This is a genomic window from Niveispirillum cyanobacteriorum (genome assembly GCF_002868735.1).
Taxonomy (GTDB): domain Bacteria; phylum Pseudomonadota; class Alphaproteobacteria; order Azospirillales; family Azospirillaceae; genus Niveispirillum; species Niveispirillum cyanobacteriorum.
The window spans coordinates 1,162,628-1,175,000 of record NZ_CP025612.1 but is presented as its reverse complement, the minus strand read 5'-3'; the positions used below and the strand labels follow the sequence as shown (position 1 = coordinate 1,175,000).

General features: G+C 64.5%; 13 protein-coding genes (2 of these 13 cut by a window edge). 7 read left to right on the top strand and 6 right to left on the bottom strand.

Features of this window, described 5'->3' with window-relative positions; genetic code table 11:
* On the top strand, positions 1 to 37 hold the 3' end of the coding sequence (locus C0V82_RS28010; protein WP_370466048.1) for a transcriptional regulator domain-containing protein. It extends 353 nt beyond the left edge of the window; only the last 37 of its 390 coding nucleotides appear in the window; its start codon lies beyond the left edge, outside the window; the stop codon is at positions 35 to 37.
* Positions 1 to 452: the 3' portion of a DUF2285 domain-containing protein gene (locus C0V82_RS20845; protein ID WP_102114289.1), read on the top strand. The gene continues 25 nt to the left of window position 1, outside the view; 452 of the gene's 477 nt are visible here — the last part of the coding sequence; its start codon lies off the left edge, out of view; its stop codon occupies positions 450 to 452. Before C0V82_RS28010 ends, C0V82_RS20845 begins: the two co-directional genes overlap by 62 nt.
* Before the next feature lie 99 nt (positions 453 to 551).
* Positions 552 to 1,040, top strand: coding sequence for a thermonuclease family protein (locus C0V82_RS20840; RefSeq protein WP_158660098.1), 489 nt, complete (start codon positions 552 to 554; stop codon positions 1,038 to 1,040).
* A gap of 84 nt (positions 1,041 to 1,124) precedes the next feature.
* Positions 1,125 to 2,321, top strand: coding sequence for a DUF932 domain-containing protein (locus C0V82_RS20835; protein ID WP_102114287.1), 1,197 nt, complete (start codon positions 1,125 to 1,127; stop codon positions 2,319 to 2,321).
* An 89-nt stretch (positions 2,322 to 2,410) separates the two neighbouring features.
* Positions 2,411 to 4,447: a ParB/RepB/Spo0J family partition protein gene (locus C0V82_RS20830; RefSeq protein WP_102114286.1), complete on the top strand. Its 2,037-nt coding sequence runs from the start codon at positions 2,411 to 2,413 to the stop codon at positions 4,445 to 4,447.
* Between the two features lie 62 nt (positions 4,448 to 4,509).
* Entirely contained in the window at positions 4,510 to 5,493 is a 984-nt protein-coding gene (locus C0V82_RS20825; RefSeq protein WP_102114285.1) for a DUF7146 domain-containing protein, read from the top strand.
* A 257-nt stretch (positions 5,494 to 5,750) separates the two neighbouring features.
* Positions 5,751 to 6,695, top strand: coding sequence for a DUF2493 domain-containing protein (locus C0V82_RS20820; RefSeq protein ID WP_102114455.1), 945 nt, complete (start codon positions 5,751 to 5,753; stop codon positions 6,693 to 6,695).
* Between the two features lie 72 nt (positions 6,696 to 6,767).
* Here C0V82_RS20820 and C0V82_RS20815 read toward each other — a convergent pair whose 3' ends face one another.
* The 6 genes from C0V82_RS20815 to C0V82_RS20790 all read right to left on the bottom strand — a co-directional run bounded on the left by C0V82_RS20815 (position 6,768) and on the right by C0V82_RS20790 (position 12,264).
* On the bottom strand, positions 6,768 to 7,241 hold the full coding sequence (locus C0V82_RS20815; RefSeq protein ID WP_102114284.1) for a hypothetical protein: 474 nt from the start codon (positions 7,239 to 7,241) through the stop codon (positions 6,768 to 6,770).
* 70 nt (positions 7,242 to 7,311) lie between these two features.
* Positions 7,312 to 8,190 (bottom strand): alpha/beta fold hydrolase, encoded by an 879-nt coding sequence (locus C0V82_RS20810; RefSeq protein ID WP_102114283.1) that lies wholly within the window; start codon positions 8,188 to 8,190, stop codon positions 7,312 to 7,314.
* 12 nt (positions 8,191 to 8,202) lie between these two features.
* A complete protein-coding gene (locus tag C0V82_RS20805; protein WP_102114282.1) occupies positions 8,203 to 8,838 on the bottom strand; it encodes a cysteine hydrolase family protein in 636 nt (211 codons plus the stop codon).
* Between the two features lie 241 nt (positions 8,839 to 9,079).
* On the bottom strand, positions 9,080 to 9,733 hold the full coding sequence (locus C0V82_RS20800) for a response regulator transcription factor (RefSeq protein WP_102114281.1): 654 nt from the start codon (positions 9,731 to 9,733) through the stop codon (positions 9,080 to 9,082).
* A gap of 84 nt (positions 9,734 to 9,817) precedes the next feature.
* Positions 9,818 to 11,866 (bottom strand): PAS domain-containing sensor histidine kinase, encoded by a 2,049-nt coding sequence (locus C0V82_RS20795; RefSeq protein ID WP_158660097.1) that lies wholly within the window; start codon positions 11,864 to 11,866, stop codon positions 9,818 to 9,820.
* Complete coding sequence (locus C0V82_RS20790; protein WP_199772564.1) at positions 11,863 to 12,264, bottom strand: response regulator transcription factor; 402 nt, start codon at positions 12,262 to 12,264, stop codon at positions 11,863 to 11,865. The genes C0V82_RS20795 and C0V82_RS20790 overlap by 4 nt, the downstream gene beginning before the upstream one ends.
* Positions 12,265 to 12,373: the final 109 nt, after the last annotated feature.

Sequence of the window (12,373 nt, the reverse complement as noted above, 5' to 3'; positions counted from 1 at the left end):
CGGTTCGGACCCTCGCAAGTGTCGTCAAGGAACCTGATGGGGCCGAGCATTTGATGTTGTCGGATGGCTTTCGGCATCTGCAGCTTCGGGTGACAGATGGGACGCTTCTCGACGGCCCGGTGCGTCTCCGCTGCACGCTGACCGGGTTGCTGGAGATTGACCGCAAGGTGCCGTCTCTGCGCCGTTTGTGCATGTGCTGCCGGTTGCGTCGAATGCCGCGCAGCCCGTATCCGCCGGAACCTCAGGCTTGGCGCTGGATCGACAAACTGCGCGCGGTGGATGCCGTCGGTTCCGGCGCGTCCCAGCGTGACATCGCCGTCGCGCTCTTTGGGCAACGGCGTGTCGGTGCCGAATGGTCGCGCGGATCGGATTGTCTGCGATTGCGGGTCCAGCGGCTCATCCGCGAGGGACGGAGGATGGTGCGCGGTGGCTACCGGGATCTGCTGGCCTGAGGGGTCAGAGTCAAAGGGCGGCGGGCGTGGGTGTCAGGGTCTGGGCGGGAGAAGGTCCCGCCCTTTGACCGCAACCATGATGTGACGGAGGGCTTTGCCATGAAGCTGTTCAAAATCGCAGTGCCCGTTCTGGTACTGGTGGGTATCGGTACCGGGGTTTTCATCTACTGGTCCCAGGGTCGGGTGGAACAGGAGGGACCGGCGACCGTCATCGCAGCCGATCTGATCGAGATTGCCGGTGTTCGCCACCGGCTGGCCGGGATCGTCGTGCCGTTGGCCGACCAGCAATGTGTGGACCGAAAGGGGCAGACTTGGCCCTGTGGTCAGCAGGCTGTGGAGGGATTGCGCAAGCTGGTCACCGGCACGCCGGTCCTTTGTCGCCCCCGGTCGGGCAAGACGGACCTGTCCGATTGCTATGTCGGTGGCAAACATCTGTCGGAGCGTATGGTCTGGGCGGGTTGGGCCCTGGCCTGCCGTTATGGCACCGCCGATTTCAGCGGTTCGGAAAGCTCCCCCCGCTTTATCGCCGTGGGTCTGTGGCGGGGTGGGTTTGAGCCCCCGACGCCGGTGGATCAATGTGCGCGCTGAGCCGGTAAAGTCAGAGGCGGCCTTGGCCTTCGTGACGGGTTGGGCTGGAGGAGTTGCCTACGGCACCCGTCATGGAGATGTGCCATGACCCAGGTGGAAATCCTCGACAATCCCCGTGACGCCGCGCGCGGCTACCGGGTGGATGCGAACCGTGGCCAGCGCAACAGCCGGGTATCGTCGGAATGGTTCTCACGACCCGATGATGAGCGGTTCCTGTCCCTGTCCGGCCTGTACACGTCGGTCAAGACCCGCACAGATCGCAGCCGCACGCGCACGCTGACCAGTGCTGATATCAGGGTGGAGGCGCACCGTGATGAGCCAGAACGGCTGTCGCTGATGCTGCCGGGTGGTGAGCGTCCTGTCGCCCCCACCCATTGGAGCTTCGGACAGTTGGCCGGACTGGTCGGGGCACCCGCCGCCTATCTGCGGCAGCTTCCGGCAGCACTTGCCGGGATCAACCTGCAATATGGGCTGACTTCGCATCGGGCCGAGCAGGTCAAGACCCTGGAGATTGAGGACGGTCGCGTTGAGTTGCGCGCCGTTACCGGCCCCGATTATGGCCGCATCTTTGATCATGAACTGGTCGAGGCGGTACAGCGCATTGCGGGCAATGGAACCGGGGACACCCGTTGGAAAGTGCCCGGCGTGCTGGACTGGTCGACCGGCATCTATCATCCACGCGTGGACATTACGCGGGATACGACCACGCTCTATGCCAGCGACCGCGACGTCTTCCTGTTCCTGGTCGATGACCTGAACCCCATCGAGGCGGGGCGACTGCCCGATGGGTCGCCGGACCTGTATTTCCGTGGTTTCTATTGCTGGAACAGCGAGGTGGGGGCCAAGACCCTGGGCATGGCCAGCTTCTATCTGCGGGCCGTGTGTCAGAACCGGAACCTCTGGGGCGTGGAGGATTTCCAGGAAATCACCATCCGCCATTCCAAATATGCGGCGTCCCGCTTTGCCCATGAGGCCGCACCCGCTCTGACGCGCTTTGCCAATTCCTCCCCCATGCCATTCATCAACGGCATCAAGGCATCGCGTGAACAGATCGTCGCCCGCAGCGATGATGACCGCGAGGAGTTCCTGCGCAAGCGCGGCTTTCCCAAGGCTGAGACGGGCAAGATCATCGAAACCGTGATGGCAGAAGAGGGGCGCAAACCGGAAAGCATCTTTGATTTTGTCCAGGGCATCACGGCGGTGGCCCGCGACAAGCCGCACCAGGACGCGCGGTTGGATATGGAAGCCAGGGCCAAAAAGCTGCTGGACCGGGTTGCCTGACCGGCGGCGGGGACAGAGGAGGCTGGGGGGTTCGTGACGGGTGCCAGGGTGGGAGAGAGGCTTCCACAGGCCCGTCATGGAGAAAACCCATGGCCACCAAAACTGCCGACAAGATCATCCTGAGCCGGTCCCAGGATATTCCCTTCAACAAGCTGGTCCTGTCTCAGGCCAATGTCCGTCGCGTCAAGGCGGGCGTGTCCATCGCCGATCTGGCCGAGGATATTGCCCGCCGGACCCTGCTGCAAAGCCTTTCCGTCCGGGCGCAGGTCGACGGGGAAGGCCAGGAGACTGGGCTGTATGAGGTGCCCACCGGCGGGCGGCGCTACCGGGCGTTGGAACTGCTGGTCAAGCAGAAGCGCCTGGCCCGCAACGCCCCCATCCCCTGCATCATCCGCACCGAGGGGCTGGGCGAGGAGGACAGTTTGGCGGAGAACCTGCAACGGGTGGCGCTGCACCCGTTGGATCAGTTCCGCGCCTTCCAGACCCTGATGGACAAGGGCCTCAGCGAAGAGGACATCGCCGCCCGCTTCTTTGTCACCCCGGCGGTGGTGAAACAGCGGCTGCGGCTGGCGTCTGTCTCGCCCAAGCTGCTGGAGATCTATGCCGAGGATGGCATGAACCTCGACATGTTGATGGCCTTCAGCGTCAGCGACAGCCATGAGCGGCAGGAACAGGTCTGGGCATCCCTCACCCAGCCCTGGCAGAAGGAGCCCTATCACATCCGCCGTGCCCTGACGGCCAGCAGCATTCCGGCCTATGACAAGCGTGCCCGCTTTGTCGGGCTGGAAGCCTATGTCGCCGCCGGTGGACCGGTGATGCGCGACCTGTTCACGCCGGACGAGGGCGGTTGGTTGGGCGACGTACCGCTGCTGGAACGGCTGGTGACGGAAAAACTGGCCAAGGCCGCCGAGGGGGTGATGGCGGAGGGTTGGAAATGGGTCGAGGTGAATGTCGATTTCCTCTATGGCCATACCGTAGGTCAGCGCCGCCTGAAGGCGGAGATCGTTCCCCGGACGGAGGAAGAGGAGGCGCGGTACGCCGAGCTTTCCGCCGAGTATGAACGGCTGGCCGAGGAGCATGACACGGGTGAGGACATCCCCGAAGAGGTCGACCAGCGGCTGACGGCCCTGTCGGCTGAAATCGCCCAGTTGGAGGAGCGGCCTGAGCGTTTCGAGCCCGACGAGATGGCGCGCGCTGGCTGCTATGTCCGTGTGACCGCCGAAGGGGAATTGAGGGTGGAACGCGGCTTCGTTCGCCGCGAAGATGAACCGCAGGTGGAAGATGTGCCTGCTGACGCTGATGGCGCGACACCGGAATGCGATGTCACCCAGCCCGCTGCGGCCCACGCCGCCTATACCGGCACCAGCGTCAGCCAGGAGCCGGAACCCGAGGATGAGGGTATGAAGCCCCTGTCCGACCGGCTGGTGATGGAACTCACCACCCATCGCACCCTGGCTCTGCGCGATGCGTTGGCACGGGATCCGGACACGGCGTTTCTGTCGGTGCTGCATGTGCTGTGCCTGGAGACCTTCTATCCCGGTTCCTATGCCAGTTGCCTGGAAATCAGCGCTCGTGGCACGGTGCCGGTGCTCCAGGAACCCAGCCTGCGCGACTGTGCCGCCGCCACCGCCATCGTGGACCGGCATGAGAACTGGCGGCAGCAGATGCCGGCGCGGGCCACCGAGCTGTGGGATGTGCTGGTGGGTTTCGATGCCGACAGCCGGGCGGCCCTGTTCGCCCATTGCGTGGCGGGCACGGTCAATGCCGTGCATGAAAACTTGAACCGCCACAATGGCCGCCTGAACCATGCCGATACGCTGGCCGGCGTGCTGGACCTGGATATGGCCGCCGCCGGTTGGGTGCCGACCGTGGACAACTTCCTGGGCCGCGTCACCAAGGCCCGCATCCTGGAGGCTGTCCGGGAAGCCAATGGAACCGACACCGCCCAGCGCATCGAACATCTGAAGAAGCCCGACATGGCCACCCATGCGCAGGAGCTGCTGGCGGGTACGGGCTGGCTGCCGGAATTGCTGCGCAAGCAGGGGCGGACCAAGGGGGAAATCACTCCCCAGGCGGACAACACCGCAGCGGAGGCCGATGCCAACCTGCCCGTCGCGGCGGAATAACCAGACATCCTTCACCCTTGGCCCGGCCACAGTGCCGGGCCTTTCCTATGGGGAGGTGTCCCATGGAAAGTGCTGGCGATCTGTCCCGCCGCTTGGCCCGCGATGCTGAGGCCATCTGCCGTCAGTTTCTGCCCAATGGACGGCGGCAGGGGCGCTATTGGCTGGTTGGTGATGTGCAAGGCCATCGCGGGCGTCGCCTTTATGTCCGCCTGACGGGCCCCCGTTCTGGTTCTTGGACCGATGCCGCTACCGGTGAACATGGCGACCTGCTCGACCTGATCGCCCTGAACCGTGGCTTATCCTTCCGCGACGCCATGGCTGAAGCACAGGCGGTTCTGCGCCTGCCGCTGCCGGTCTGCGGAACGGTGGCCGCTGCGGCGGCCCCCACGGGTTCGCCAGAGGCCTGCCAGCGTCTATTTGCTGCCAGCAAGCCTTTGCCGGGCACCCTGGCGGAACGCTATCTGGCCAAGCGCGGCATTGTCTTGCACCAGCCGGAACCGGCGTTGCGGTTTCATCCGCGCTGCCACCGCTGGGAGCCATCCGGCACCATCAGCCTGCCCGCCTTGATTGCCGCCGTCACCGACGATGGCGGTCACGTCACGGGGCTGCACCGGACCTGGCTCGGCCCCGATGGGGATAAGGCCGCACTGGATGATCCCCGCCGTGCGATGGGGCATCTGCTAGGCAATGCCGGGCGCTTTGGCTTTGCCGGACCCGTCATGGCGGCGGGAGAGGGGCTGGAGACGGTGCTGTCGTTGCGCCAAGCCTTGCCCTTTCTGCCAGCCGTTGCAGCCTTATCCGCAGCACATCTCGCCGCCTGGACTTTTCCGGCTTTGCTGCGTCGGCTCTATGTCGTCTGCGATGCCGACCCGGCGGGGGAATGGGCTTTTGCCCGTCCGTCGTCGCGTGGCCACGCCGCCGCGCTGACGGTCCTACCTCTCCGGCCCCGGCTGGACGATCTCAACAGCGACCTGATGGCGCTACGGGAATGGATCATCCGGCAACTGGCCGAGGCTGATGCAGCCGCCTTCCATCCGGGCAGGTAACCCAATCGCCTCCGTAGCGTCGGAAGCCGGACTGGGCCTGTCCAGCGCACAGCATCGTCCCGTCACCCGTGAAGGGTGGGCCGCAGGAAGGCAGCCTTCCAGGTTGGGGATCTGCCAGGGTCGCCTGGCCCCGCAACGGCCAGAGGCCGTCCTCCGCTGGCGCTGCGGCCCGCAAGGGGTGCGGGGCCGGGCTTAACCCTGGCGGGCGCTCCCCCGGAAGGCCGCGACCGGCGCGGCCCACAAATCCGGTGACCGCCATGCTGACCAGCCGTACAACATCCCCATACAACGCTACCGACGGCCTTACGGAGGCCGCTCCGTCCGCCCATCTGCTGGGGGAATTGCAGCTCTACGGCTATCGCCCCTTCCAGGACGAGCCCGATCCGCGCCCTTTGCCAGAGGCCGATCAGGCCAGGGCTGAGATCGGTGCCTGCCTCGAGACGCTGGCCGGGCTGCTGACCGGCACCCGGCTGGAGGATGACCTGGACGACCTGCTTTGGGCCTGCGTCAATGTCTTTCACCGCCGCATCGGCAGCCTGGAGCGCGACCTCGACGCCAACGAACAAGCCCAGCAGCGCAGCCAGACCGAACAGGGCGGCTCGGAAATCCGTTCCGTCGAACTGGAACGCCTGACCGCCGAAGGGCTGGGCCTGATCGAACGCCGCAACGCCTTCGAGTTCTTCCGCGACGCCGCCGCCGAGATGTACGAGGCCCTGACCGGCTCCACCTGGCGCCCGCGCCAGGGCTCACAACTGAACCACCACACCCTGACGGCGGCGATCATCGACAGCCGCGACCATATCGCCGCCCGCCGCCATGCCGACACCAACCTGCTGCTGCCCCCTGGCCCCAAGGTGGCCTTCACCGGCGGGGTGGAGTGCAACGACGTCGACCGTATCTGGGCGGCCCTGGACAAGGTCCATGCCAAGCACCCCGACATGGTCCTGCTGCATGGCGGCAGCCCCAAGGGTGCCGAACGCATCGCCGCCTGCTGGGCCGAGAACCGCCGCGTTGCCCAGATCGTCTACAAGCCCGACTGGGCCCGCAACAAGAAGGCCGCACCCTTCCGCCGCAACGACCAGATGCTGGAAACTCTGCCCATCGGCCTCATCGCCTTTCCAGGCTCCGGCATCACCCAGAACCTCGCCGATAAGGCCCGCAAGATGGGCGTTCCCGTCTGGAGCTTCGGGGAGGGGGCATGAAGATCAGTCAGAGCCCGCCAGTTGCCGTGATTGGGGTCGGAATCGAATCTCGTAGGGTCCGAACTGCAATATTCAAGCTGGTAGGGGGCGCCGCCGGGCAGAAAGCCAACCCATGGCCACGAACGCCAGAAACAGCGCCCCTTGGACAAGGGCGAAGGGAGGCTCGCTACCAGTCGGGGCAAGGCTGTTCAATGGCCCTATTTTCAGGAACGCCTGCACCACCGCCACGAAGCAATTGAGGTATAGCGCTATTGCTGCCGTCACGATGTAGGTCACGGGCCAACGGCGAAAATGGGCGGCCGCAGCCACGGCCAGTACCGCCAGCGACACTCCGCCCACCCCCAGGGCCGGCGAGAAGGCCGTGATCGGGAACATGAAACCCGTCACGGTGGTGGCGATGGTGGTGACAAGGAACACCGCGTTCATCGGGCCCAACCACCGGCCCCCAACGGCGGCCAGCAGCCAGATCAGCCCCGTGGCGATCCCGATCAGGGAGATGATGACATGCATAAGCGTGAAAGCCTCAATCGACAATCCGAGCAGCATTTTCCCCTCCATGGATAAGTCCGCCGGCCAAAATCTCTGGCCGCTGGTACAAAATGACCGCCGGCGGTACTCAGACCGGGCGTGGGTTGTTCTTCACGAAGCTGGCGATCAGGTCGGCGCTCAGTTCCGGATACTGGTGCTGGGGACCGTGGCCGCTGTCGGGCCAGGTGACCACGAACAGGGTGGGCCACAAGTCGTTCATGGCGTACCAGTTCTCCACCGGGAACATGATGTCATGATCGCCCGACAGGGCCAGCACGGGAATGTCGGTGGAGCGGTAGAAGGCCTGATACCTGCCATCGGGATCAGGAAAGGGCGTGGTCGGGTCGGCGCTTTCGATCACCGACTGGATCATCACGGCGGGCGGGGTGATGGCGTCCACCACCATGGACCGCGATGCGATGCGCGCCACAGAGGCGTCGCCCGCCGCGCGGGATCGGGCGCTGTCCGGCTCGAAGAACAGGATGTACTGATCCTCGATCCCGTTCTCGGGCTTGAAGGCGGTTTGCAGGAACAGAGGGGCAGACGGCTTGACCATCAGGCCGGGGGGCATGGTGCCGATGGCCAGGACGTGGCTGACCTTCTCCGGATGGAGGGCCGCGAAGACCTGGGCAGCGATCCCCCCGATGGACCAGCCGGCGATTGCCACCTTGCCTAGACCCAGCGCCGTGACCAGATCGTCCACATCCTGGGCCATGTCCGTCTTGACATAGCTGGGTTTGCCGGTGGACAGGCCCAGGCCCGAATAGTCGAAAACGTTCACGGTGAAGTCGCGGGCCAGCAGGTCGAGGAACAGCGGGTCCCAGCTATCCATCGTGCCCCGGAACCGGACACAGAGGACGAGGTTGGGGCCATGTCCGAAGCGGCGATAGGCCAGCCGGCGTCCCCCCACCTCGACAGTACGGTTGGGCGCGGTCAGGGCGGTGTGGTTAAAGGAAAGCGTGTCCATGTCCAGATCTCCTCAAATTTTCGGGCTGGCCAGGGCGGCCAGCAGTTCGGCGGTGGTCACGATGGCGTGGGCATAGGTGGGACCGTTGATGTCGTGCGCGGCATGCATAGCCTCGGGCCCGGCGGCGGCGGTGGCGTCACGGACCAGGGTGACGTGGTAACCCAGTTCCACGGCGAAGCGGCCCGTGCTTTCAACGCAGGTATTGGCGATCAGCCCGATCAGGATTACGCGGCTGATGCCCTTCTGCTTCAGCAGGAAATCCAGGTTGGTGTTGGCAAAGCCGCTGGAACCCCAATGTTCGGTGGCGACCAGATCGCCCGGCTGGGGGGCGAAATCGACAAACCAGTCCCCGCCCCAGCTACCGGTTTCAAACACCTTGTGCTGATATCCGCCCAGCAGATAGGGGTTGGGATGGTCCCAGCCGTCCAGATCACCATCCTTCCAGCGGTGATGCGGGACGATGATGACTGGCAGGCCAGCGCCGCGAGAGGCGGCCACCACCTTGCGCAGATTATTCAGCAGGCCCAGTTCCGTGGCCACGGACGCGACCATGGGCCAGAGCTTGCCTTCAGGAGCCAGGAAATCATTGTACGGATCAACGAACAGCAGCGCGGTGCGCGCCCTGTCGATTGGCGGGGTCGCCGACATCTGGATATCTCCGGTGATCGCTTGGCCCCATGGATCGGGGATGCCGTTACGATGCGCCGGAAGATGGCGTTAACCAATTGTCCATGAATGTAACCCGCTCATACCTGCGTATAATACTAGCGGCATGAAATCTTGACCGATGGTCAATCTTTCCTGCCCCTCAACCGCCGGCGTCAGCATCCGCTGACTTGGCTACGCCGCACGAGCGGCGCGGCGGCAGTCGCCGCCGTTATACCAACGCTCAAACATGTCGATCGTCGGTATAACGGGCGCTGCCCGTGGGGCCGACCAGCTTCAGCGCCTCCGCCATACGCACCAGATCGGCCAGGGTCCGGGCGCCCATCTTGCGCATGGCGGCACCGCGATGGATCTTCACAGTGATCTCCGACAGGCCCAGGTCGCCCGCCACCTGCTTGTTCAGCCGGCCCGCGGTGACAAGCGCCATGACCTGACGTTCCCGTGGCGACAAGGTTTCGTAAAGGGAATGCAGATGTTCTGCCGCGTCCCGTTCCACCCGGCTGCTGCGGTTCTGTTCAATGGCGGCGGAAACCGCATCCAGAAGGTCCTGATCGCGGCAGGGTTTCGGCAGGAAATCCAAGGCACCGGCCTTCATGGCCCGCACGGACATGGGAATATCGCCATGCCCCGTCATGATGATGACGGGCAGGCAGATGCCCAGCCCCTGAAGCTGTGCCTGGAACTCCAAACCGCCGATACCGGGCATGCGTACATCCAGCAACAAGCAGCCAGGTGCATCCGGGCGGGTCGTATCAAGGAAACATCGCACGCTTTCATAGGCCATGGCGTCCAGCCCGACGGAGCGGAACAGGCTGCAGAGCGACAGACGCAGCGAGGCGTCGTCGTCGATGATATGGACGATGGGATTAGCCGTCATCAGGGCCGCTCCGGGTATGGAAGGGGGTTAGGTTAAGTTATTGAAACATTAAGCGCAAGAACCACTGGGCGGGGACGGCGCGCCCTAATTGGCTGCTGTCTTCTCCGCCGACGATGGCAGGGTGAAGCTGAACCGGGCCCCCTGACCGTCTGTCCGGTTTCCCGCCTCGATATTGCCGCCATGCGCCTCGATGATGGACCGGCAGACCGCCAGCCCGATACCCAGCCCCTCACGCTTGGTCGTGAAGAAGCTTTCGAACAGGCGATGAGCCGTGCCGGGGTCTAAGCCGGTGCCATTATCCTCGACAACCACGCACAGGCCGGAGCCCGCAACCGGTGCCACGGTGATTGACAGGCACGGTGCCGATGCCTTCGCCTCCGCCATGGCCTGCAAGGCGTTGACGGCCAGGTTCACCACCACCTGCTGAATCTGGATACGGTCGGCCGATACCAGCGCCGGCCCTGCTGCCGCACTGAACCGCAGTTCCACTTGCCTGGCCTGGAATTCATTCCGCAGGAAATGCGTCGCCTCCTCCACCAGTTCATTCAGGCTGAGGGGGACATGGTCCGCGCGGCGGTTGGCCGCCATGTCGCGCACCCGCGCGATGATGCCGGCAGCACGCTGGGCATCGGACACGACCCGCCCGGCCAGATCGCGCACCTCGTCCAGGTCGGGCTGCGCCCGGTTCAGCCAGCGCAGACAGGCCGCACCGCTGGTAGCGATGGCGGCGAGCGGCTGGTTGACCTCATGCGCGATGGAGGCCGCCATTTCACCCAGCATGGCGACGCGTCCGGCATGGGCCAGTTCCGATTGCATCTGCTCCACCTTCGCCAGCGCGGCGATGCGGTCGCTGATATCGATGAAGGCGACGATATTGGTGCCCCGCTCCCAGGTGCTTGGCGGAAAGGCGACCGTGTAGAGTACGTCGATCTGCGTGCCATCCAGGGCATCGACCTTCGTTTCCTCCGAATAGCCGGGCTCGCCGTTGAGACGGGCCAGGACGGTCCGGCGCACCGTCTCCGGCCGGGTGCGCCAGAAACGTTCAATGGGGATCAGCATGTCCTCCCGTCCGGGCGCCCGGAACAGGCGCTGCGCCTCGGGATTGACCTCGATCGCCCGGGTGCCGCGCAGGATGTCCTGAATAAAATCGAGTTCGATATCCATCTCGTTGCGCGGCGGCGGTTGATTCGCGAACCGTACGCTCAGCCGGTCATTCATATAGCGCATATCGAGCTGACCCAGCGCCACGGGCATGTGATTGAACAGTTCGCGGTAACGCCGCTCACTGCGCCGGGTTTCCTCTTCCGCGTGTTTACGCTCGGTAATATCGATCACGCCGACCAGAACATGCCCCCGGCCCTTATGTTCTTCCGGCCAGCAGACGGTGAACAGGACGTCGATGGACTGGCCGTCCAGCCGGGTGAGGGTGGTTTCCGTTGCGTAACGATCCTGACGGCGTGCGGCGGCGATCAGGCTTTCCGCGAAGACGTGGCGGCTTTGCGGGGGAAAGCACCAGGCAACATGGCCACCAACAATCTCCTCACGCCTTGTGGCCCCGAACAGGGAGATGACCTTGTCATTGACGTCAATCACCAGAACGGCCCGCATGGCCTCGACCACCCAGTCCGGGTTTTCCGCCATATAGCGGTGCAGGTCGGTGACACCCGACGCCATCAAGCTGCCGATCATCATACGCACGCGGCTGAAATCCATCTCCCAGAACGCGGCGGCCATGGCTTGAAACAGGTTTCGGTAGCGATGCGCCGCCAGCCGCGTTTCCTGTTCCAGGGCGTTCAGCGCGGAGATATCGCGCCCGGTTTCCACAATATCGGCCGGCTGTCCGCCCGCATCACGGCGCAGGGTCCAGCGTACCTCCACCGACAATTCGCGCCCGTCGGCGGCACGGCGCCCTACCTCGCCCTCCCAGGTGCCGCCCGACAGCAGCCGCGCCTCGATATCCGCCATCGCGAACAGGTGGCGGGTCCCCAGCAGATCGTGCAGGCGCCGCCCCAGGGCAGCAGCGGCGGGCAGGCCGTAGAGCCGTTCGGACGCCCGGTTCCAGATCGTGACGCGCCCCTGCATGTCACGCACGATCAGGCTTTCGGAAATCAGATCCGCGATATCATCCGTCATGGCCGACCCAGCCCCGGCATGGCCGCATCCACGGTTCCCATGGCGACCGTCAGACATTCTGCCAGTTCCTGCGCATCGAACGGCTTCTGAAGCACGCGGAACGGGTTGGCGGCGGCAGCGCGGTCCAGCAGGATGCGCTCGGTGCGCGCGGTCATCAGGATGACGGGCAAATCCGGCCGCGTATGCGTGAGGAACAGCCGCAGGTCGATACCGGACATTCCGGGCATCTGGATATCGCTGATAATGCAATCGGCCCTGTCCGCATCCGCACTGGCGAGGAATTCTTCAGCAGACCCATAGGCCACGGCGCGATAGCCGTATGAACGCAGGAGATTTTCTAGAGCGGCGCAGAGCGATGGATCATCATCAATGACACAGACAAGCAAGGGGCGGGACACTGGACGTCCTTCCATGAACGGAGACGGACATGATGTTGGCATGGGCCAAATGTCAGCGGAATCATATTAAGGTGTTATGCGGACGGTCAAAATAGTTAAACATCGATAA